The organism is Mycobacterium sp. Panama NTM2 (genome assembly GCF_054355555.1).
On the sequence record NZ_CM135953.1, the window covers coordinates 1,167,013 to 1,189,278 of the forward strand.

The 22,266-nt window shown below is 67.7% G+C and carries 20 protein-coding genes and 1 pseudogene; 14 read left to right on the forward strand and 7 right to left on the reverse strand.

Features of this window, described 5'->3' with window-relative positions:
- Nucleotides 1–25 precede the first annotated feature (25 nt).
- Nucleotides 26–1,594, forward strand: a complete 1,569-nt coding sequence (gene guaA, locus ACXYX3_RS05680; protein WP_458610555.1) for a glutamine-hydrolyzing GMP synthase — start codon at nt 26–28, stop codon at nt 1,592–1,594.
- A 26-nt stretch (nt 1,595–1,620) separates the two neighbouring features.
- Here guaA and ACXYX3_RS05685 read toward each other — a convergent pair whose 3' ends face one another.
- Genes ACXYX3_RS05685 through ACXYX3_RS05705 form a run of 5 tightly spaced genes read right to left on the reverse strand, consistent with a single transcriptional unit; the run spans nt 1,621 to nt 6,770 of the window.
- A complete protein-coding gene (locus tag ACXYX3_RS05685) occupies nt 1,621–2,493 on the reverse strand; it encodes a MerR family transcriptional regulator (RefSeq protein ID WP_241203106.1) in 873 nt (290 codons plus the stop codon).
- Between the two features lie 11 nt (nt 2,494–2,504).
- Complete coding sequence (locus ACXYX3_RS05690; RefSeq protein WP_458610557.1) at nt 2,505–4,004, reverse strand: flavin-containing monooxygenase; 1,500 nt, start codon at nt 4,002–4,004, stop codon at nt 2,505–2,507.
- Nucleotides 4,005–4,007: 3 nt separating this feature from the next.
- Nucleotides 4,008–4,937 (reverse strand): ferritin-like domain-containing protein, encoded by a 930-nt coding sequence (locus tag ACXYX3_RS05695; RefSeq protein WP_241203104.1) that lies wholly within the window; start codon nt 4,935–4,937, stop codon nt 4,008–4,010.
- Between the two features lie 12 nt (nt 4,938–4,949).
- A complete protein-coding gene (locus ACXYX3_RS05700; RefSeq protein WP_458610559.1) occupies nt 4,950–5,777 on the reverse strand; it encodes an SDR family NAD(P)-dependent oxidoreductase in 828 nt (275 codons plus the stop codon).
- Nucleotides 5,778–6,770 carry an alpha/beta hydrolase gene (locus tag ACXYX3_RS05705; protein WP_458610561.1) on the reverse strand — a complete coding sequence of 331 codons (993 nt, stop codon included), beginning with the start codon at nt 6,768–6,770 and terminating at the stop codon, nt 5,778–5,780.
- A gap of 139 nt (nt 6,771–6,909) precedes the next feature.
- Here ACXYX3_RS05705 and ACXYX3_RS05710 point away from each other — a divergent pair, with 139 nt between their 5' ends.
- The 3 genes from ACXYX3_RS05710 (at nt 6,910) to ACXYX3_RS05720 (ending at nt 9,695) form a co-directional block, all read left to right on the forward strand.
- Nucleotides 6,910–7,608 carry a hypothetical protein gene (locus tag ACXYX3_RS05710; RefSeq protein ID WP_255729754.1) on the forward strand — a complete coding sequence of 233 codons (699 nt, stop codon included), beginning with the start codon at nt 6,910–6,912 and terminating at the stop codon, nt 7,606–7,608.
- On the forward strand, nt 7,609–9,195 hold the full coding sequence (locus ACXYX3_RS05715) for a DNA polymerase Y family protein (RefSeq protein ID WP_458610563.1): 1,587 nt from the start codon (nt 7,609–7,611) through the stop codon (nt 9,193–9,195).
- Nucleotides 9,196–9,272: 77 nt separating this feature from the next.
- On the forward strand, nt 9,273–9,695 hold the full coding sequence (locus ACXYX3_RS05720; protein ID WP_241203099.1) for an organic hydroperoxide resistance protein: 423 nt from the start codon (nt 9,273–9,275) through the stop codon (nt 9,693–9,695).
- Here the strand turns inward: ACXYX3_RS05720 and ACXYX3_RS05725 are convergent.
- Together ACXYX3_RS05725 and ACXYX3_RS05730 are read right to left on the reverse strand one after the other, a co-directional pair.
- Nucleotides 9,682–10,659, reverse strand: coding sequence for a nucleoside hydrolase (locus ACXYX3_RS05725; protein ID WP_458611987.1), 978 nt, complete (start codon nt 10,657–10,659; stop codon nt 9,682–9,684). The two genes, ACXYX3_RS05720 and ACXYX3_RS05725, sit on opposite strands and share 14 nt — an antisense overlap.
- A 53-nt stretch (nt 10,660–10,712) precedes the next feature.
- On the reverse strand, nt 10,713–12,701 hold the full coding sequence (locus tag ACXYX3_RS05730; RefSeq protein WP_458610566.1) for an SDR family oxidoreductase: 1,989 nt from the start codon (nt 12,699–12,701) through the stop codon (nt 10,713–10,715).
- A 288-nt stretch (nt 12,702–12,989) separates the two neighbouring features.
- On the opposite strand from ACXYX3_RS05730, the pseudogene ACXYX3_RS05735 reads away from it, so the two are divergent.
- The 10 genes and pseudogenes from ACXYX3_RS05735 to ACXYX3_RS05780 form a co-directional block, all read left to right on the forward strand.
- Nucleotides 12,990–13,129: pseudogene (locus ACXYX3_RS05735) on the forward strand (hypothetical protein); the annotation flags it as partial.
- Between the two features lie 259 nt (nt 13,130–13,388).
- Nucleotides 13,389–16,217, forward strand: coding sequence for an FtsK/SpoIIIE domain-containing protein (locus tag ACXYX3_RS05740; protein WP_458610568.1), 2,829 nt, complete (start codon nt 13,389–13,391; stop codon nt 16,215–16,217).
- Nucleotides 16,214–16,741, forward strand: coding sequence for a hypothetical protein (locus tag ACXYX3_RS05745; protein WP_458610570.1), 528 nt, complete (start codon nt 16,214–16,216; stop codon nt 16,739–16,741). Before ACXYX3_RS05740 ends, ACXYX3_RS05745 begins: the two co-directional genes overlap by 4 nt.
- A gap of 7 nt (nt 16,742–16,748) precedes the next feature.
- Nucleotides 16,749–17,219, forward strand: coding sequence for a hypothetical protein (locus ACXYX3_RS05750; protein ID WP_458610572.1), 471 nt, complete (start codon nt 16,749–16,751; stop codon nt 17,217–17,219).
- Between the two features lie 31 nt (nt 17,220–17,250).
- Nucleotides 17,251–19,020: a hypothetical protein gene (locus ACXYX3_RS05755; RefSeq protein WP_458610574.1), complete on the forward strand. Its 1,770-nt coding sequence runs from the start codon at nt 17,251–17,253 to the stop codon at nt 19,018–19,020.
- Nucleotides 19,017–19,385, forward strand: a complete 369-nt coding sequence (locus ACXYX3_RS05760) for a hypothetical protein (RefSeq protein ID WP_458610576.1) — start codon at nt 19,017–19,019, stop codon at nt 19,383–19,385. Before ACXYX3_RS05755 ends, ACXYX3_RS05760 begins: the two co-directional genes overlap by 4 nt.
- 2 nt (nt 19,386–19,387) lie before the next feature.
- Complete coding sequence (locus tag ACXYX3_RS05765) at nt 19,388–20,008, forward strand: hypothetical protein (RefSeq protein ID WP_458610578.1); 621 nt, start codon at nt 19,388–19,390, stop codon at nt 20,006–20,008.
- Nucleotides 20,009–20,051: 43 nt separating this feature from the next.
- On the forward strand, nt 20,052–21,626 hold the full coding sequence (locus ACXYX3_RS05770) for an AAA family ATPase (protein WP_458610580.1): 1,575 nt from the start codon (nt 20,052–20,054) through the stop codon (nt 21,624–21,626).
- A 13-nt stretch (nt 21,627–21,639) separates the two neighbouring features.
- Nucleotides 21,640–21,900, forward strand: coding sequence for a hypothetical protein (locus ACXYX3_RS05775; RefSeq protein ID WP_458610582.1), 261 nt, complete (start codon nt 21,640–21,642; stop codon nt 21,898–21,900).
- Between the two features lie 25 nt (nt 21,901–21,925).
- On the forward strand, nt 21,926–22,264 hold the full coding sequence (locus tag ACXYX3_RS05780; protein ID WP_458610584.1) for a hypothetical protein: 339 nt from the start codon (nt 21,926–21,928) through the stop codon (nt 22,262–22,264).
- Nucleotides 22,265–22,266: the final 2 nt, after the last annotated feature.

Consider the following 22,266-nt stretch of genomic DNA (forward strand, 5'->3'; position numbering starts at 1 on the left):
GGAACCACCCCACTAGACTGTTCGGGTGGATTCTGCTGCTCCCCGCCCGGTACTGGTCGTCGACTTCGGCGCCCAGTACGCCCAGCTCATCGCACGGCGGGTGCGGGAGGCGCGGGTGTTCTCCGAAGTCATCCCGCACACCACGACCGTCGACGAGATCAAAGCGCGCAACCCGCGCGCAGTCGTGCTCTCCGGCGGACCGGCCAGCGTCTACTCCGACGGTGCACCGCAGCTCGACCCGGCGCTGTTCGACCTCGACATCCCGGTGTTCGGCATCTGCTACGGCTTCCAGGCGATGGCGCAAGCGCTCGGTGGCACGGTCGCGCACACCGGGACCAGTGAATTCGGCCGCACCGAGCTCAATGTGGTGGGCGGAGAACTGCATTCGGATCTGCCCGCGAGGCAGCCGGTCTGGATGAGCCACGGTGACGCGGTCACTGAGGCTCCGGCCGGGTTCGACGTCGTGGCCACCAGTTCGGGCGCCCCGGTCGCGGCGTTCGAGAACCGGGCGCGTGGATTGGCGGGCGTGCAGTACCACCCGGAGGTCATGCACAGTCCGCACGGCCAGCAGGTACTCAGCCGGTTCCTGCACGAGTTCGCCGGCATCGACGCGACGTGGACGCCGGCCAACATCGCCGACGCGCTCGTCGAGCAGGTCCGCACCCAGATCGGCGACGGACGGGCCATCTGCGGGCTGTCCGGCGGAGTGGATTCCGCGGTCGCGGCGGCCCTCGTGCAACGCGCCATCGGCGACCGGCTGACGTGTGTGTTCGTCGATCACGGATTGCTGCGCGCCGGCGAGCGCGCCCAGGTGCAACGCGACTTCGTCGCCGCCACCGGCGCGAACCTCGTCACCGTCGACGTGGCCGACCGATTCCTGGAAGCGCTGTCGGGAGTGACGAACCCCGAGGGCAAGCGCAAGATCATCGGCCGTGAGTTCATCCGGGCGTTCGAAGGCGCTGTGCGCGACGCTCTCGGGGCGGCGGAGGGCTCGGATGTCACTGTCGAATTTCTGGTCCAGGGCACGCTGTATCCCGACGTCGTCGAATCGGGCGGCGGCACCGGCACCGCGAACATCAAGAGCCATCACAATGTCGGCGGCCTGCCGGGAGATCTCAAGTTCAAGCTCGTCGAACCGCTGCGGTTGCTGTTCAAGGACGAGGTCCGCGCGGTCGGCCGCGAACTCGGCTTACCCGAGGACATCGTTGCGCGGCAACCCTTTCCGGGGCCCGGGCTGGGTATCCGGATCGTCGGTGAGGTCACCGCGGACCGGCTGGACACGTTGCGCCGCGCCGATGCGATCGCCCGCGAGGAGTTGACCTCGGCCGGCCTGGATCACCAGATCTGGCAGTGCCCGGTGGTGCTGCTCGCCGACGTGCGCTCGGTCGGCGTGCAAGGCGACTGCCGCACCTACGGGCACCCGATCGTGCTGCGCCCGGTGTCGAGCGAGGACGCGATGACCGCGGATTGGACCCGCGTGCCCTACGAGGTGCTGGAACGGATCTCGACCCGCATCACCAACGAAGTTCGCGAAGTGAATCGGGTCGTCCTGGACATCACCAGCAAGCCGCCGGGCACCATCGAGTGGGAGTGACGGTCGGTCCGGCTTCCGACACTTGATCAGTCGCCGGAGGCACTTTTCTCGATGAGATCGCCGAGCATCGTCGCGACCGTGGTCTCCACCGCGGACTCGATCGAAAACGCCAGGGTCGCACTGACGGCACCCACGGCCTGGGTGCGGAACCGCACCAGCGTGGTGATGAGTTCGGCGACCTTGACGTCGTCGGGCATCGCGGCGCCCGGGTTGATCTTGTCGACGACCTCCTCGAGGCCGGCCTGCACGAGGATCGCGCTGATCTGGTCCAGCAGCGGGCTCACCTGTTCGTGGATGTCGACGAGCTTGTCGTACGCCACGCCGTAGCGGTGGATCTCGGTGAACGCCGCGACCAGCGTGGGCCGCACCACCGTGGCGTGCTCACCGTCGACGCGGATGATGTCGAGCGAGACCATGCGATCGAACGCGGCATCGTCGCCGATGGTCTCCCGAGCCTCGGCGAGTGCCATCCGCTGCGGCTTCTCGGTGGCCCAGCTGCCCGCGATCGCCGACTCCAACCCGAGCATGTCGCCGATGTCCTTGCCCTGCTCCCATGTCGAGAGCATCTCGTTGACGTGGGCCAGGTTGTAGCCGCGGTCGAGCAGAGACGTGATCAGCCGCAGCCGGGTGAGGTGGGTGTCGTTGTACAGCGCGATCCGGCCGACCCGCAACGGCGGGTGCAGCAGTCCGCGATCCCGATAGACACGGACGTTGCGGGTCGTCGTCCCACCCAGGCGGGCCAATTCGTCGATGCGGTATTCACCGGATTCCGTGACACCGTGCGGTTGCACTGCGGCGTCGAACAACTGGGACACCGCGGCCTCGACGACGTCGCGGGAACCGCGGCGGATCCGTCGCAGGATCGTCGGGATCGGTCCACCGGACCTGGGCTGGGACATCGCGGTCGCGGTCAGGCGGTGGAGGGCACGGCGCGTACTCGCGCGCCGTGTGCCACCGCGGCGTAGTCGTCGAACCGGAATTGGCGCATCTGTCGAAGATACTGTGTCGCCAGTCCCGGGTACATCGACGCGTTGAAGCCGTCGGCGGTCAGATACCAGCTGCGGCATCCCGACATCCACGTCGTGCCGGCCAACCGCCGCTGGATGCCGGCGTTGTACCGGCGCTGCACATCGGCGCGCACGTCGAGGTAGCGCAGGTTCTGCTTCAGGATCGTGGTGATGCCGGCGACCGCGTAGTCGATCTGCCCTTCGATGTAGACGAGTAGAGAGTTGTGGCCGGGCCCGGAGTTCGGGCCGGTCATCAGGAACAGGTTGGGATAGCCGTGCACGCTGGCGCTCTTGTGCGCCTCGGCGTGTGCAGCCCACTCCTGCTGAAGTGATCGACCTCCCAGGCCGGTGACGGGAAAGGGCGGTCCGGACAGGTGGACGTCGTAACCGGTGGCGAACACGATCGCGTCGAGGTGGTGTTCGATGCCGTCGCTGGTGCGGATCCCGACCGGGCTCAACGTCGCGATCGGCCAGTCGATGAGCTTGCAGTTCTCCCGTTGCAATGCGGTGTAGTAGTCGTTGGAGATCAGCATCCGCTTGCACCCGGGGGTGAAGTCCGGCGTGAGCTGGCGGCGCAGCCACGCATCCTTGACCCGCAGGCGCAGGTGTGCGCGACCCAGTACCGACACCAACCCGGTCAGCGGGGTGTTCCACACCAGCGCGGCGGCGCACGCCTCGTGCCCCCAGAACAATGCTTGGCGCGTCAGCTCCTGTGCGGCAGGCACTTTGGCGAACAGCTGTTGGATCGAATCGGGGATGCCGACATCGGGGCGGGGCAGTACCCAGCCGGGAGTGCGCTGGAACACCTTGACGAAGGCGGCGTCCTTGACCAGTTCGGGAACGAGCTGCACGGCGCTGGCGCCCGTGCCGATCACGCCGATCCGCTTACCGGTGACCTCGAAACCGTGATCCCACGAGGCGCTGTGGATCTTGGTGCCCGTGTACGTCTCGATCCCCCGGATGTCGGGCAGGCTGTGATCGGCCAGCGGGCCCGAGGCCAGCACGACGGTTCGCGCGCGGATCTTTCTGCGGCCGTTGACCGTTGCCGTCCACACCCCGGTGTCCTCGGCGAAGCTCAGGCCGGTCACCTCGGTGCCGAATCGGATCAACCGGCGCAGACCGTGCTGATCGGTGAGAGCTTCGATGTGATCGCGGATCTCGCCGCCGGAGGGGTACATGCGTGACCAGGCCGGGTTACGGGCGAACGAGAACGAATACAACATGGTGGGGATGTCGCAGGCCACCCCGGGGTAGGTGTTGTCCCGCCAGGTCCCGCCGACCTCGTCGGCGCGTTCGACGATGGCGATGTCCTCGACACCTGCCTGCCGGAGTTTGATGGCCGCGCCCAGCCCCGTGAAGCCGGCGCCGACGATCAGGGTGTCGTGTATGCGTGTCAGGGCCATGGGTCAGGCCGCCGGCTCGTGGGTGAGCTCTTTGAACCAGGAGGGGATGGGCCGCAGCAGCATCTTGGGGTAGTAGTCGGATGCCCACACCATGGGGTTGGCGAGCCAGTGGTAGGGATTGCGCGGATTGATGACGGCGCGCCCGTGATACTTGAGCAACTGGTATGTCGGTACCCGCCAGGTCTTTTCGCCGCGTTCGCCGAGGGTCTGGAAGCGCTTCATGGCGTTGTAGAGCTTCTCGGGCTGCAGACCCATCTCGATGATGTTGTTACGCATCCGGTTGAGCAGCGGGACGTACAGCATCATGCCCATGATGAGGCCAGGCGAGGCGATGTTGCCGACGAACTGTACGAGCAAATGACGCAGATCACCGTGGCCGATCATGTCGAGAACTGCGAAATCAACGGCGATGTGCCGGGATTCGTCGTTGTTGATCTTCTCGAACACCTGGTGGCAGACGGGGTCGTGCACTTCTTCGAGGAGGAACTTGAGCAGCGCCCCGTCGAGGGCCACCTCGAGCATCGGGATGACGGTGCCCAGGATCGACAGCGACATGTCGTCGGAGTAGGTGTCGAGCCAGTCGATGGCCAGCCGGATGTTGACGTTTGGTTCCGGCATCTCCCCGTCGTCGAGCATGCCCCACCGCTTCATCAGCGCCAGTTCGGCATTGGCGTGGCGCTGCTCCTCGGCGTGGAAGTACCGGTAGATCTCGGCGATGGTCGGGGTGGGAGCCTTTTTGGCCAGCGCGGCGAACCCGCGGGCTCCGACGTTCTCGATCCAGCACAGGTCGGCCATGAAGGCCTTGAGCTTGGGCCGCATCTCGTCGGTGATCGTCTCGGCGCCCGGTGCGTCCCAGTCGATGTCGGCCAGTGCCCACTGCCGGTCCTTGATCTTGGCCAGCATGGCGTCCATGTCCATCGTGGCTTGTGCCATCGGTGTCTCCTCCTAGGTGGTGACGCGGGTGATCAGACCGGCGGCGCGGGTGTACACCGTCGGGGTGAAACGCTTGATGCCCCAGCCGATCCGGGCCTCTGGTTGGGGCATGCAGTACAGGCCGCCGCGGTCGAGGGTGTCCAGGCACATGCGGGCGACACGGTCGGGCGAGAAGCCGATCCAGCGCATGAGGTTGTCGGCGAGATGGGTGGATGTCTCGGATATCCGGCCCGCGCTGACGATATTGGTCTTGACGAACGTGGGGCACAGTGCCGTCACGGTGATGCCGGTTCCGGCGAGTTCGGCCGACAGCGTCTCCGACAGCGACAGTGTGCCCGCCTTGCTCACGTTGTAGGCCGCCATCCCCGGCGCGGCACCGAAAGCGGCTGCGGAGGCGACGTTGACGATGCCTGCCGGGCGGCCGGCGTCGCGCAGGATCGGCGCGAACACGTGGCAGCCGTGGATCGGACCCCACAGGTTCACGCCGAGCACCCACCTCCAGTCGGCGAGGTCGATCTCGCCGATCGGGGCGCCGCCGGCACCGACGCCGGCGTTGTTGATGACGACGGTGGGTGCGCCGCCGAAGAACGAGCGCGCCGCGTCGGCGAGGCGGTGCACGTCGTCGACGTCGGTCACGTCGCACCGGAGCGCGGATGCCTCGGTTCCGGTGCTGCGCAGCAACTCGGCCGTGGCGGTGGCGGCGTCGAGATCGATGTCGCTGCACAGCACCCGGCCGCCGCGACGAGCCAGCTCGGTGGCGAACGCGGCGCCGATGCCGCTGCCCGCGCCGGTGATCACCGCGTCGGCGCGATGACTGCGTTTGGTGCCAAAGAAGCCCATCTACCCGGCCTGTTCGATCACGGGCTCGGCGAGGACGTCTGCGATGAAGCCGGCCACGTCGCGCATCGCGGGCACCGCTTCGGGAGTCAGCCGTGGCAGGGCCTGGAAGACGTGGACCTGGTCGGGCCAGATCTGCAGATGCGCCTCGCCGCCGGCGGCCCGCAGCCCGTCGGCGAGCGCGATGGCATCGGCGGCAAGCATTTCGGCGCCGCCGGTCTGGATCAGGGCAGGTGGCAGCGTTCGTCCCCCGGCGACATCGAGTGTCAGCCGGGGATGGGTGGGTTCGATTCCCCGGCAGTACAACTCGACCAGTCGAGCGGCGTCACGGGAGCGGATCGCGGGGTCGGGGCGGCTGCGCTCCCGCGACCGGGCCAACGCGAACGTGAGATCCAGCAGCGGCGACATCAACACCATGCCCGCGGGGTGGCGGATGTCGGACTGGAGCAGGAGGTCGGTGATGAGGTGGCCGCCGGCGGAATCGCCGGCGATCACCATGCCTTCGGGCGCGATGCCCTCCTCACCGGTGAGCCATTCCCAGCCCCGGCGGACATCGTCTGCGGCGGTGGGGAATCGGTGCCGCGGCGCCAGCCGGTAGTCGATGCTGAAGACGCCCATTCCGGTCAGCCGTGAGAGCCAGGACACCAGTCGGCGGTGGGTGCGGGTGGAGCAGAGCGCGAAACCGCTGCCGTGGACGAAGTAGATCGCCCGGGTGGTGTCGCGCGGAACGCCTCGGCCCCAGACCCATTCGCCGACCACACGTTCGCCGTCGGAGGTGCGGACGTCGACGGGTTCTGTCCGGGTGCCGGCCAGTGAGGGCCCGAACGTGTCCATCAGGCGGGCGACGATCTGCCGGGAGGTCCACAGCCCCCATGGCTGATCGGGCGGGAGGACCAGGCTGAGCTGACGCAGGGTGAGGCCGGCGAGTGCGGCGGCCCGGCGGGAACGGTGGGAGCCGCGGTGGGGTAGTTCGGCGGTGAGCACGGTTGGATACAACGCCCAATGCTGACATTTGTCAATGACACTATTTTGCGATGGCACGGTCGCGGTGCGGATGACTGGTTGACGATGTCGGAGGGCGGGTGTTTACTGGCGGAGTCGAACAAACATTCGAACATCGGGTGAGGCGGATGATATGCACGGTGCAGTTGTGACAGGGGTGAAGGCGGTGAGTCGATGCCCTGTCACCCGTGCTGAGCAGCTGGAACAGCTCCGTCGGCAGATGGCGTCGGTGTCGGGGAAGGTGGGAGGCAGTCGTCGGCCCGCGCCCGTGGCGGCAGTCCCGGTGGAGACATCGCAGCCCACAGATTCTTTGCTGGAAGTGTCGGATTTGGGGTCACTGCCACGCGGAACCGTGGCAGTGATGTCGGGGGCGCGGTCGCTGGAGTTGAAGATCGTCGCTGCCGTGACGGCCGAGGGGGGTCATGTCGCGATCATCGGCCAACCGGACGTGGGGCTGCTTGCGGCGGTGGAGATGGGGGCGGATCTGAGCCGGATCGCCGTGATCCCGGAACCGGGGGCGGATCCGGTCGAGGTGGCCGCGGTCCTGATGGACGGGATGGATCTGGTGGTGCTCGGCCTGGGCGGTCGGTCGGTGCCGCCGTCCCGGGCCAGGGCAGTGGTGGCTCGTGCACGCCAGCGGGGATGCACGCTGCTCGTCACCGACGGCACCTGGCAGGGCGCCTCCACTCGGCTGGAGGCCACGGTGAGCGGGTTTGACATCGCCGGTCCAGGCGGTGGGGCCCCCATGCCGGGCTGCGGGCGGATCAGCCGGGTGCATCTGGCGATGCGTGCCCGGGGGCGGTTGGCCGGGCCGCGTGTGGTGAACGGTTAGATGACCGCCTCCCGATCGTCGGGCAGGGTGCTGGCGCTCTGGTGCATGGACTGGCCGGCGGTCGCGGCTGCGACGGCGGCCGGTCTCCCACCGACGGTGCCGGTCGCGGTCACTCTCGCCAACCGGGTGGTGGCGTGCTCGGCGGCGGCGCGGGCTGCGGGGGTGCGCCGCGGGATACGACGACGGGAATCGCAGGCCCGGTGCCCGGATCTGCATGTCGTCACTGCCGATCCGGCGCGCGATGCCCGGCATTTCGAACGGGTGACCGTGGCCGTCGACGAGCTCGTGCCCCGTGCTGAGGTGTTGCGGCCGGGCCTGCTGGCGCTGTCGGTGCGCGGGGCCGCCCGGTATTTCGGGTCGGAGCAGGTGACGGCCGAACGGCTGGTCGACGCAGTGGCGGCGGTCGGTGCCGAGTGCCAGGTCGGCATCGCCGATCAGCTGCCCACTGCCGTCTTCGCGGCCAGAGCGGGACGGATCATCGACCCGGGGGCGGATGCGGAGTTCCTGTCGGGGTTGTCCGTCAAGGCGCTGGCCACCGAACCCAGCCTGGCCTCCGGCACGCGAGCAGAACTCGTGGATCTTCTGTGGCGCATGGGAATTCGGACGATAGGACAATTCGCCGAGGTGTCCCGCAGCGATGTGGCGTCCCGCTTCGGAGCCGACGCGGTGGTCGCCCACCAGCTGGCGCGCGGTGAGCCCGGCCGGGGGCCATCGGGGCGCGAGCCCGATCGGGAACTCGACGTCGAGATGGACTGCGATCCGCCCATCGAGCGGGTGGATGCAGCGGCCTTCGCCGGGCGGGCGCTGGCCGGCCGGCTGCATCGCAGCCTCGAGGCGGCGGGAGTGGGCTGTACCCGACTGGCCATCCATGCGGTGACCGCGAACGGTGGCGAGCTCGAACGGGTCTGGCGATGCGCCGAGCCGCTCACCGAAGACGCCACCGCCGACCGGGTGCGGTGGCAGCTCGACGGGTGGCTGAACCGCCGGCGGGAGCAGGACCGTCCCGGGGCGCCGATCACGATGCTGCGGCTGCGCCCGGTGGAGGTGGTCTCGGCCGAGGCGCTGCAGCTCCCGCTGTGGGGTGGGATCGGGGAGGAGGATCGGCTCCGTGCGCGTCGGGCGCTGGTGCGGGTGCAGGGGTTGCTCGGGCCCGATGCGGTGAAGGTCCCGGTCCTCAGCGGCGGACGGGGCCCCGCCGAGCGGATCACCCTCACCCCGCTCGGCGACGAGCTCGTCCCCCGGGCCGATCCCCGGCAGCCGTGGCCCGGGCAGCTTCCCGAGCCCTCGCCGTCGGTGCTGCTCGACGACCCGGTGGAATTGCTCGACGAGCACGGCGATCCGGTCCGGGTCACCTCGCGGGGATTGTTCTCCACCGATCCGGCCCGCCTGGCCGCGCCCGGCCGGTCCGGTCGGCTGTCCTGGTGGACCGGACCGTGGCCGGTCGACGAACGGTGGTGGGACACCGCGGCGGCCGGCGGCGGCCGCACCGCGCGCGCCCAGGTCCTGCTCAACGGTGGTGATCGGCAGGAGGCGCTGCTTCTCTGCTACCGGCAGCGCAGGTGGTACCTGGAAGGGAGATACGAGTAACACAATATTGATTGCACACAACTCAATTGCGTCCTATTGTTCAGGTGCATGCCCTATTCACTCTGAAAGGACGACACGTGAAGACGCTCTACACCGCAGAGGCCCTCGCCACCGGGGAAGGCCGCGACGGCCACGGCCGGTCCTCCGATGGTCGGCTCGACTTCGATTTGGCCATTCCCACGGAGATGGGCGGCAGCGGCAACGGCACCAACCCCGAGCAGCTCTTCGCCGTCGGCTACGCGGCGTGCTTCCACTCCGCGCTGCGCCTGGTTGCCCGCCAGGACAAGGTCGACGTCTCGGATTCGGCAGTGGGCGCCCGGGTGTCGATCGGTCAGCTCGACAACGGCGGATTCGGCCTGGCGGTCGAACTCGAAGTCACGCTGCCCAACGTCGACGCCGAGACCGCCCGCCAGGTGACCGAGAAGGCCCACCAGGTGTGCCCGTACTCCAATGCCACGCGTGGCAACATCGACGTGAAGCTCACCGTCACCGACGACTGAGCGTCCGCGCGAACGCCCCCACCCGCTCGATGAAGTGGTCGAAGAACGCCGCCGGATCGACGTCGATGCCGATCAGGGCGTTGGGTTCGCGGCCCCAGTGGCCGCTCCAGTCGGCGATCGTCATACCGCGCGTCAGAGTTCCGGCGAGCTCGACATCGACGGGGGCAGCTCGGTAGGTCACCAGACCGGGGTCCAACGCCACCGCCGCGGCCAGCGGATCGTGCAGGTGGGCCAGGTACCCCTCGCCCTGATCGTGGTGGAATTCGAAGTAGAACCGCATCGCGTCTTCGAGCACCCGGATCACGGGGTTCTCGGCCGTCGAGGCGGTGCCGCGCGGGTCGTGCACCGACATCGCTCGCGACGGCGCGCCCGCGGCCTCGGCGAGCCGGCTGAGCAACTCCGGGGTCATCGCAATGTTCTCGGTGACGTTGAGCCCCAACACGATCGGCAGATTGTCCGCACCGTCCCAGGCTGCGAACACCTCGGCCGCCGACTCCGGGTCGACGCTGGTGTTCCACTCCGCGACCGGGGTGGTGTTCCCGCGATAGTCGAACGAACCGCCCATGATGACCAGTCGGCGCAGCAGTTTCGGCAGCTCCGGCTCCGCGCGTACGGCCAGCGCGAGATTGGTGAGCGGTCCGGTGGCCAACCCGATCAGCTCACCCGGACGGGCGTGCGCGGCCCGCACCCAGGCCTGCGCGGCGTCGTGGTCGGTGAGGCTCGCCGTGGGGGCAGGTAGCTGCGCATAGCCCAGTCCTTGCGGGCCGTGGGTGTCCTCGGCGGTGCGCAACGGCGTCGCCAGCGGCGCATCCGCACCCTTGGACACCGGAACACCTGTGATGCCGCACAATTCGAGAAGGCCGAGGTTGTTCTGGCACACCTGTTGCACACCGACGTTCCCCGCGGTCGAAGCGATACCCACCACCTCTGCCTCGGCACTGCCGAACAGGTACACCAGCGCCATCGCGTCGTCGACGCCGGTGTCGACGTCGCAGAAGACCGGCAGACGTGCTGCCTTCACCAGTGCACGCCGGGCACCAGTCGCACCGCCTGCTTGACCGGACGCGGCACGCGCACCGACGGCACCGTGCGCCGCGGCCGCCGGGAACGAGGGGCCACGGCAGGCCGGTGCTCGGCGACACCGCGGGCGGCAGGCGAATCCGGATAGCCCAGATACAGCTGGTGCAACACCCGCCGCGAGAGCCGAGGCGTGAAATACGTACCGATATCGGAGAGCGTGCCGACCGGCGTGTCGATACGCGGCGGCTTGTCGACCAGCCCGCGGATGACCATGGCGGCCGCGTGTTCGGCGGTGATCGGAGGCATCGGGTTGAGCCTACGCGACGGCGCGATCATCGGGGTGGCGACAAGGGGCATGTGGATGTTGGTGAACGTGATGTGATCCGAAAGGGTCTCGGTGCCAACGACTTCGGAGAACGCATCCAACGCCGCCTTGCTGGGGATGTAGGCGCTGTACTTCGGGTTGCCCGCCTGCACGCCGGCGCTGGAGACGTTGACGACGTGACCGAATTGCCGCTCGCGCCAGTGGGGGAGAAGGGCGAGCACCATCCGCACCGGGCCGAAGTAGTTGACCGCCATCACGCGTTCGTAGTCGTGGAGGCGGTCGGTGGAGGCGATCACCGATCGCCGGATCGATCGCCCGGCGTTGTTGACCAGGTAGTCGACGTGCCCGAACCGCTCGAGGATGTCGGCGACGGTGTGCTCGACGGCTGCCGAGTCGGTGACGTCGCAGCAGAACGCGTGGGCAGCTCCGCCGGCGGCGCGGATCTCGGCGACCACCTCGTCGAGTGCGTCGGCGTTGCGGCCCAACGCGAACACGCATGCGCCCCGGGCGGCCACCGCGATCGCCGAGGCTCGGCCGATCCCGCTCGAGGCGCCGGTGATGATGACGTGCCGGCCGACCAACGGATCGTCGCGTCGCGCCCGGTTCGGATCCAGATGCTGCGCCCAGTAGCGCCACAGCCGCGGCGCGTAGTCAGCGAAGTCGGGCACGGTGATTCCGGTGTCGCGCAACGCCTCGTCGGTGTGCGCACGGGTGAAGGTCGGTTCCAGTTCGACCACGTCCAGGACCTCGGCGGGCACACCGACCTGGGTGGCGGCCATGTCCCGCACCACTTTTGCGCGACCGCGGACATGGAGGACCGGGTTGGCCACACTCCGCGGCAGCGACCCCACGAGCCGGGGCAGACCGGCCGCCGGCGCGACACCCCGGTAGATGCCGCGCAGCCCGGTCGTCGTCGGGGCGGTCAGGTGGAAGGTCTGGCCGTCCCGGCCGTCGAGGTGGCTCAGCGCCGTGATCGCGTCGACCACGTAGTCGACGGGGACGAGGTTCGTGCGGCCGGCGGCGGGCAGCATCATCGGGGTGAACCGGGGCAACGCGGCCAGGGCAGCCAGGATCGGGAAGAAGTAGTACGGACCGTCGACCTTGTCCATCTCACCCGTCCGCGAATCGCCGACGACCACCGCGGGCCGGTAGATCCGGTGGCGCAGTCCGGTGGCCGACCGAACCAGCACTTCGGCCTCGAACTTGGTCTGGTGATACGGCGTCGGCAGCCGCTGGCCGACGTCGAGATCGTCCTCGGTGAACTCGCCCCGGAACGTGCCCGCGACGGCGATGGAGGAGACATGGTGCAGCGTCGCGTCGAGGCGGCGGGCCAGCGCGATGACCGACCGGGTGCCCTCGACGTTGGCGGGGCGCTGTCGGTCCTCCGGTGCGGTGATGTCGTAGAGCGCAGCACAGTGCATGACGTGGTCGATGCGGCCCAGCCGCGCGAGTTCCGCGTCGCCGAGACCGAGCGCCGGTGCGGTCAGGTCGCCGACCAGTGGCGACACGCGCTGGTCCCAACCTTCGGCCAGGTGCGCGAACCTGTTCAGGGATTGACCGCGCACCAAAACGTGCACCGCCTCGGTGCCGGGGCGGGCCAGCAGCCGGTCCACGAGATGACGTCCCAAGAACCCGGTACCGCCGGTAACGACATAGCGCATGGGGGACATGCTCACCTGCCCGCCGAGAAACGTCAATGTAGATTCTGACAGCGGCGCCGTCATCTAGTCTGTCACCATCAGCCGCGGCGCCCACCGCTGGTGCGCCAGCATCCTCGCTAAGGCCCCCGCAGCGATTTCTGGTGCGCCTGTACGGAAGAGATCTGCACGCAGGCGCCGCGCCGCGGCAGTCGTCTTCGCCGGCACCACGAAGTCGCCGATCAACGCGCCACCACCTTGCACACCGCTCACCAAACAGCTGACCACCGGCTCGGCAATCGTGGCCGCACCGCCCGCAAGTTCTGGTCTGCGCTGCACGGTTTCGAGCTCCTGGAGATGACGGGCGTGATGGACGCGATCGATCCCGCGCCGTGTTCACGGACATGGTGCCGCGGCTGGCGGCCGGCATGGAGGCGTCATGGGCGGTTTAAACGGGGGCATCCGTGCAGGTGACGCGTGTTCTCGGCTTTGCGTAGGGGAAACCGGTTGCCGCAAACTCTTGGTGGCGTTACTTTTGTTCGACCGCTCCGTGCCAACACCACCCAAAATGCGCTGGCCAAGCGGTGAAGGGGAGTCGGCGTCGGCCGAATCAAGATCTGGGGGAGCTGCCTGGTGGCAACCGATGGTAGTGGTCGCCGGCGTATCTACATCGATGGCCAGCCCTCCGAACCCATTCGCAGGTCACCCGCTTTGCAGCCGCCCGCGAGCCCGCCGGTCCAACCGTCGTACCAGCCGCAGCAGCCGTCCGACGCCGATGCCGATACCGCGGCCCGTCTGCAATCCGAGCTGCTTGAGCGGCTGACCCGCCTGCGCGGCGAGTCGCAGCGGATTGCGGTTAGCATCGCCCGGCACGGCGACGAGGATCAGCGGCGTCAGGACGCGGACATCGCGTCGCGTCAGCGCGACCTCGTCGACAGGAAGAACGCCGAGCTGACGGCGGCGCGCGCGTCCTTCGGCGAACGGCTGAGGTCCGCTGCGAGTGCCGTCACGGACGCTGCGACGCTGATCGCGCCGGGCGCGGCGGGTGAAACCTGGTCGGATTCGATGCCCGGCGTCCCGCCGCGGCCCGCGACCCACGTCCGATTCGGTGTCACACAGAGCGGTGCTCCCGCTGTGGCGCCGTTCCTCGAGCACGCCGGTTGGGCCCTGCGCGGCGAGGAATCCGCTGTCATCGACTTGATCCGGCAGGTCGCGCTCCGCACCACTGCCCAGATTCCTCTGCGCTTCCTGCGCATTCGCGTCTACGACCCTCGCATCGAAGGTGCACTGGGCTGGTTGTCCGAACTTCGCGACGCGAATCCCGCGAGCTACCCGCCGCCCGCGCACTCCACGGACGATCTCCGCGCCGCCATCGCCGACGTGACGGGTCTGGCGTCGGCCGCCGCGGAGCAGATCAACGCAAGGCACGTGCGGACCCTCGGCGAGCTCTGGCTCGACGAGGGCAGGCCGACCCACCCGTACACGCTGGTGGTGTTGTTCGCGTACCCGCTTGGAGTCGATGAGGCAGCGCAGGCCGCGCTCATCCGGCTGGCCGAGTCCGGCTCACCGCGTGGCATCTCCCTTCTCGTGCACGTGGACGAGACCGTGCGACCGGAGCGCGACGTTCGTCCCGACGATCTGCTGCGCCATCTGACGCTGTTCGCTGCTACCGGCGACACGTGGCGATCCCCGTTGCTCCCCGACGAGGTCGTGGTGACCGCCGATCCGCCACCGGCGCGCGACATCGTCAAGGCGGTGCTGACGCGCGCGGTGCGCGAGGTCAGCTCCGACTCGGGTCCGACGGTTCCGCTGTCCGATCTCCTCGCGGCGTTCGCCGAGGACCCGTGGCGAGACTCCGTGACCGACGGGATTGAGGCGGTGATCGGGCTGCGGGGACGCGATCCGGTGACTCTGGCGCTCCGGTCGGAGAACCCACCGCACCCGAATCTGCTGATCGGTGGCGCTGTCGGGCAGGGCAAGTCGAACCTGCTGCTGACGATCATCTATGCGCTGGCCGCCCGCTACGCACCCGAGGAACTCGAGATGCTGCTCCTCGACTTCAAGCAGGGCTTGGAGTTCAAGCGATTCGACAAGGACGACGACGGACGGAACTGGCTGCCGCACGCGAGGATCCTGAGCCTCGAGAGCAGTAAGCCGTTCGGTCTCGCCGTGCTTGAATTCGTCTCGCTGGAGATGGAGCGTCGTGCTCAGCTATTCAACGCCGCGCGCTGCAACGGTTTTCGCGAGTATCGGAGCTCGGGCCAGCCCATGGCCCGGATGCTTCTCATCATCGACGAGTTCCAAGTGCTCTTCGACGGCACCGACGACGTTACACGCGAGGCGGTGCAGTTGTTCGAGCGGCTGGCCCGGCAGGGTCGCGCATTCGGTATCCACATCCTGCTGTCGTCGCAGACGCTGTCCGGCATCTCGGGGCTGCAGGTCAAGGGCGACTCGATCTTCGCGCAGTTCCCGCTCAGGGTGTCGCTCAAGAACACAGCCGACGAGTCGCAGGCGATTCTGTCCAGAGGTAACACCGCCGCGGCGGAGCTGACCTACCGCGGCGAGGTCGTCGTCAACCGAAACTACGGGCAGGCCGTGTCCAACGAGATCGCGATCGCGGGGTACGCCGACCCGGTGTGGATCGGCGGGCTGCAGAAGTCGCTGTGGGAGAAGGCATCCAGCCCCCGTGAACCCTGGGTGTTCCTCGGCAACGACTTCGCGCAGTGGCCGCGTGAGCTGCCGGTGGCGGATGTACCGACGGCGCGGATCGGCCGCCCCATCGCGGTGACCGACGACATCGTCGGTATCCCGTTGGCCAACGACGTCGACCAGACGGTCGCGATCATCGGTAGCGGCGACAGCGAGGCCGCGGCAGTGCTCGCGGCCGCCGTGGACACCGCCACGATGAACTGGGGACGGGGGTCGCGCATCGTGCTACTCGACGGTCGGCAGAGCGGCAGCGGGCCGGACCAGACCGTGCGTGCGGTGCTGGATCGCGCGCGCTCACGCGGCATCGACGTCGCATTGGTATCAAGCAGTGACGTGCCGGGCTTCCTGATCGGCGAGCTGCGAACCCGCCTGCGCGACGGCGGGGTACCGACGCTGGTCATAGCGCTCCAGCTGCAGCGGATCGCCGGGATGGGCGAGGAAGTGCCCGTGCCCACCGTGGCGGAAGACGTCGATGCAGCCGCCGACGAATCATCCACGAATGACGACGAATTCGCGTTCGTCGGCGACTTCGGGGAAATGACCTCCGGTGCCGCGGTGCTGCGGGACATCGCGGTGCAGGGTGGCACGTCGGATCTGCACCTGATCGGCTGGTGGCCGAGCCTGCGTGCGCTCGTGGCGAACCTCGAATACGACCACAAGGGGGTGACGCGCTACGTCTTCGCGCGGGCCGGCCTCGAGGACGTCCGTGAGGTTGCGGGCACACTGGTGGAACCCGTCGAGGGCTCGCCGCGTGTCCAGGTGTACGACAGAAGTTCGGCCGCCGGGCTACTCGTCGTGGTTCCGTTCGAGCCGTTGGAGAATGTCGGATGAAGCTCGATCCGGAATATCAGGCCTACGTCGCCGCGCTCACTGCCGCACACGACCTACCGCGCGCGCTAACCGCCGAGCTGGACGCGATCGAACAGCGCGCTCGCAACGAGATCGACGCGCTCGATCGTTCCCGTCGGGAAGCCGCCGACCGCTGGGTTGGGCTGCGTGACAGCAGCGCTCGACTCACACGCCGTGCCGACGAGCTGGCGTATCGCGTCGGTGCGCCACCCCCGTTCGGTGCTGCTGGCGATCTGCTGCCACCCGCTGCGCTGCGCGGCGCGCTCGACACCCTCAGCTCCGAACTCGACCGCGCCGACCAGTCGTGGCAGTGGCTGCTCCGCCATCGGGAGCGAGTGGCGACGGCACCACCGCCGCCGCCGGTTGCGCCGACACCGGTGTACACGCCGCCCCCGCAGCCTGCGCCCACACCGTCGCCGGCGAAGTCGAACACCACACTGCTCCTCGTCTTCGGCGGGGCCGTGATCCTCGTCCTCATCGTCGTGATCATCGCGATGGCCGTCTAGGAGAACCATGAGTTTCAGTCGGCGGCTCCGGCCCACCACCACGTTCGGCACGAACAACCTCGATGCTCGGTCGATCGTGCAGCGCAACGTGATTCCCGACACCGACCGGTCGGTGTTGGCCGCACGCATGCGCGTTCGCGACCAGGAGATCATGCAAACGCTGACACGGGTCGACGTCCAGGTCGACCAGGTGGCCAAGGTGAACGTCATGCAGTGGATCCGCGAGGAGTACGACCACAAGTACGGTGGCATGCTGCTCGGCATGTTCTCCAGGTGCTACCTCGGTCCGCCGTTCGTCGATCACAAGCTCGACATCCAGGGCCACATCCTGGAGCACTACTCGCCGGACGACGACCCCGGCTACCCCTATTCGAAGGCGCGAGGACTCGCCCGCAGTGGCTCGTACGCCTTCATCGAGATCTATTCGGATGGGCAGATCGTGCCCATCCTGCCCGACGGCACAGCGGTGTCGATGTGAACTTCATGCAGTCAGAAAGGAACGGTGAAGGATGACCGAACTCGACGTCGCTGCGCTCGAGCGGAAGCTCAACGCGATGCATCGCGACCAGATCGAGTTGCAGCAGGAGACGATCGGTCGGCTGGACGAGGTGCGCGGTGAAGTCGGTCGTGTATCAAGCGATCTGCAGACCACCCGCACCGAACTCCTCGCGCTCCGCGAGGAATTCCAGGCATTCGTCGGACAGGCCCAGCGGACGGCGGCGATCCAGCGTTCCGAGACGGTGCTTGGCAACATCGAGGCAGCGCTCGAACGCGATTACGGTCACTACAACCAGGTGCGCCGCACCACCATCGGCACTCTGCAGGCGTTCGACATCGGCAACGTCACCAACTTCACCGTGCAGCAGATCTCCGAGGAGCTGATGATCCAGACTCCGCGGTACTGGCTGGCCCCGGCGCTCGTCGGTCTCGCGGCGTGGTCGCGCGACAACGAGGATCTCGCGACGAAGTCCATCGAGGCGGCATTTGAACGCGACCCCAAGAAGACCAGCCTGTTCTTCGCGCTGGTGCTGCGGCGGCAGGCCCGCATGGAGGGCGCGACCCGGTGGTTGCGGCACTATCTGCAGGCGCTAGATCCCCGTGGTCTCACAAGGGAATTCGTGGTGATCCTCGAAGCGGCATCGCAGGAGGCCTTCGGTCCGGCCGGCCGCGCGCTCATCGGCGAGCAGCTGCGTAAGTGGAACACGCAACTCCGCGACGACCGATCGATCGTCGAAGCTCAAATCGGGGCGTGGCATAAGGAACTCGACATTCATCGTGCCACCATCAGTGACGTGGAGTTCCCCCATATCTCGCGCACCAGTCCGCAGTGGCCTCAGTTCAAGGATCTGCTTTCGCGGGCCTCGTCGCACGGTTTCACCGCCGAGAAGTACCTGTCGATCCGGGAGGAGCCGGTGTTGTCGGCGGCCACGATCCAGGACCGCCTCGACGACATCCTCGAACTGCTGGTTACCGAGTTCGACGACGAGGAGTTGCCGTATCGGAGGGACCTGGTGTTCCACCAGGCTGTGATCGACAGTCAGGGTGACGTGGACCGGGCGCAGGAGAAAGCCGATGCCGAGAACGTCGCACACGAGGCAGTGGCCGACGCCGTCTCGCTGCAGACGCAAACCGCCATGCGACGGGAGATGTACGGCGTTTCTGTTGCGGCACAAAGGGTCGCGATCGGTGGTAGCCGGGACGACTTCCGCGGCGCGGTGCACCGCTACTCAGCAGACTACCGGTCGCGCTACCTAGACAACGTCGACATCGACATGCCGAACAACCACTCCGAGTACGCGATGACGATGGGCTTCCCCGGCTGGAAGACCAACACCGCTGTTCCCCAGCAGCAGGCGGAGGCCTCGCTCGCCGAGACGTGGCAGGCGACCGTCGCCAATTACCTGGAGAGCGTGCGGTTCAAGGACCAGTACTACTACATCGCGGGCGGAATCGCCGCCGCCGCACTTCTCTTCATGGTCCTGCTGATGAGCGGAGGAGCGGTGGTGTTCGGTCTGCTGATCTTCCTGGCCGCCGCCGGTGGCGCCGGGTTCTGGGTGTGGAAGAAGAAGCAGGACTGCGACCAGAAATACGCCGACGCGCAACGGAACGCGCAAGCGGCACTCGAGTTCTCGATCGACATCTACCGAGCTTCAGTCGCCGAGTTCGTCGACGCCAAGCGCGAATACGCCGAAGAGGACGCCAAGGAGGGGCAGCTGCTCAAACTCATCGACACCTGGCCGACCTCCGTTCACACTCAGTCACAGGAGCGCGTCTCGTGAACCAGCACAACCCCTGGGCGGGGCCCCCGCCCGGTAATCCGCAGTACTCGAGCGATGCCGCCACCACGGCCTTCCCCGCCGCGGGAGCGCCCGCCACCGACCGCTTCCAGTCCGGTCCGGTGGGGATGCCGGAAGCACCACCCCCGCCGATCATGCTGCGGCGGGCGCGCCCTTCGGTATTCATCGCACCGGAGCCCGTCGACGAGGGGCAGGTGCTGGCACGTGAATTCAGCTTGCGGCGCAACACCGACAAGCCCAAGGAGTTGACCCGCAACCGCAAGATCGCGGGGAACCTACCGGACTGGGATCCCACGCCTCCCGGTGAAATCAAGGTCGTTCCGCGCCGACCGAATGGAGGTTCGTAGCGGTGGTCTCCAGCGCCTACGAGGCCTGGGTTGAAGCGATCTACGCGTGGCGCGAGAACCCGCGTCACGACCTCACAAAACTGCCGACGCTGCTGGTCGAATCCCTGCCGCCGACTGCCTTCGATCGATTGTTCACCCACATCGCGAAGGCCCAGCAGCACGTGATGGACCGGTGGTCCGAGACCTTCTTCCGGGACTGGGCGAGCGCGCGCGACGAGTACGCGGCCGTCCGCGTACTGATGGCGTCGCGCGTCGTCATGGCCCGGCGGCTGCAACTGGCCGGCCATCCGGGACTGCCCGAGGAGGTCCGCCGAGAGTTCACCGAGGGCGTGGCGCGCGACGTCCGCAAGCTGCAGCAGGACCTCGAGGAGATCGCGACGCGGCAGTCCGGACATCGGATCGACCGGACGGCGACGGAACGCACCCTGAACCTGCTGCGCGCCAACAGGCTGACGGCGATCCTCGAACCGGGGTTTCCACTGCAGGCGCTGATCGAGGGTCGGCTGGACGCGCCGCCCCCGCCACCTGTGCCGTCCCCTGCAGCCGCAGCCGATCCGCGTCCAGCCGATGACCAGCCGCCTCCAGCGCGACGCAAGTACCGCGCGATCATCATCGACAGCTGAGCCACCACCGACTGACCATCCCCGAAGCACCGAAAGGGCGTCGATGCCAAATCAGGCCGACACCGTCAAGGAACTGCGGCAATTCCTCAACGCGCGTATCCCACTCATCGTGTTGCGCAGCACGGAATCCCGCCGAGCGCTCGAACTGGTGCGCCAGGTTGCGGGTGGGATGAAGGGAATGTCGTTCTACGGTTTCACCCGCACCGGCGGACTGAACGACCTCCTGAGCCAGAAGCAGATCGTCGACGATCGCTCCCTCGGCGGCGCGCTGGATTACGCGGCATCGACGTTCCGGTCACGCGACTATGTCAACTTCGTGCTCGTCGACGTGGAGGACATCGGCGACGACAGTGGCACCACCCGCTATCTGGCGGAGGTCGCCGACCTTGCCGAGGGCCGGTCCGGATCGGTCATCCTCGTGACGTCGAGTCCGGTGGCGACGTCGCTGATGCGGCTGGGGCTGTCCGTCGAACTGGACCTGCCGGATCTCGAGGAGCTCTTCCACACCGTCACCGACTACATCGACAACTACCGTGGCACACCAAATCTGGCGATCGAGTGGAACCACGACGACATCCGCCGTGCCTCCGAGGTTCTCGTCGGGTTGAGCGAGTCGCAAGCGCTGAACGCGGTCAGTACGCAGCTGGCAACGGGCAGCCTTCGCCGTGACGACATCGCCGAGTTGTCGAAGTTCAAGGACCGTATGTTCGGTGCTATCAGCGGTATCGAGCGTCTGGAAATCAGGCCCGAGGACCGGCAAGTGGGCGGGCTCGAAACGCTACGCGGCTGGCTGCGAGACCGCGGCAAGCTCATGCGCATGGACCTGTCGCACGCGACCCTGCGACCGCCACGCGGTGTGCTGCTGGTCGGGGTGCCGGGGTGTGGGAAGTCTCTGTCCGCCAAAGCGATCGCCACGGAGTGGGAACTCCCGCTCTACCGTCTGGACATGGCCGGTGTCCTCGGCATGTACGTGGGGCAGTCCGAAGGCAGATTGCGCGAAGCCCTCGACATGGCCGCCAGGGTGGCGCCGTGCGTGCTGTGGATTGACGAGATCGAGAAGGCGCTCGCGGGCGGCGGTCCGGGTGGTGATTCGACGGGTACCAGCCGGCGCCTGGTCGGACAGTTCCTGTACTGGCTGCAGGAGTCGAGGGCGAAGGTCTTCGTGGTCGCGACCGCCAACGACGTCAGCTCTCTTCCCCCTGAGCTGCTGCGCAAGGGAAGGTTCGACGAGATCTTCTTCGTCGACCTGCCCGACGCCGAGGACCGCGCCGAGATCATTCGTATCCACTACCGCACGTACGTGGAGTCGGATGTCTCGCCGTACCTGCTCGACGAGCTCGTGCGGCTCTCCGAGGGTTTCGCCGGATCGGATCTCGCCGCGGTCGTGCAGGAGATCGCCAGCTACCGCGTGCTCCAGGGCATCGACTCCGCGGCCATTCCGGAGGACTACGTCAAAGGCAGGTTTCGCGATCTGATGCCGTTCAGTCAGACGAATCCCGAAGAAGTGGAAGCCATTCGGGCGTGGGGCCGCGAGCGTGCGGTGCCCGCGGGACGTGCCCGCACTGAATCCTTCGACGACGGCGTGCGCACAGGCCGCCGGATCGTCACCCCGACCTAGCGAAGGAGAACCGATGTCCGAACTACAGAAGCTGAAAGGCACCCTGGAGCAGATCTCCAGTTCCGCCAAGCAGACCGGCGGCAACCTCGGTCAGTTCAAGGCCAAGTTCTCGCAGCACCAGGGCCAGGTGCGTTCCGCCATCGGCGGGAGTGCGCAGCGTAAGGACCAGGAGGTGCTGCACGCGCTCGACGCGGCCGCCAAGCAGGTGGACGCGGCGGTACAGGCGCTCGCTCAGGCCGCAAAGGTGGCGTCGAACTACGGTCGTTCGCTGTGATTCCGACGTCTGCGAGAGGATCGCAGTGACCTCGTCCGGCCCGGGTGACGACCCGGCGTCGCTCGAACGCGCTGCCAAGCAACTGCATGACATCGGCAGGAAGGCGCGACGACAGGCCGGTGTGCTCAGTTCCAATGCGAAACGCGTGGCACCTGTTGCGGCGGGCGTGAAATCGGTCATCGGCGGCACTGCCAGCGGGTCGGACAAGAAGATGATCGGCACGCTCGAACGCGGTGTGAGCGACCTGAACGCGGCCGCGCAGTCCCTCGCGGAGGCGGCGCGCACAGCCGAGCAGTTGGCGCAGGAGGCCGGTGCCCGCGCCTTGCGTGCCCGCGAAGAACGCGCCGCCCGCGGACGGCGGTAGCG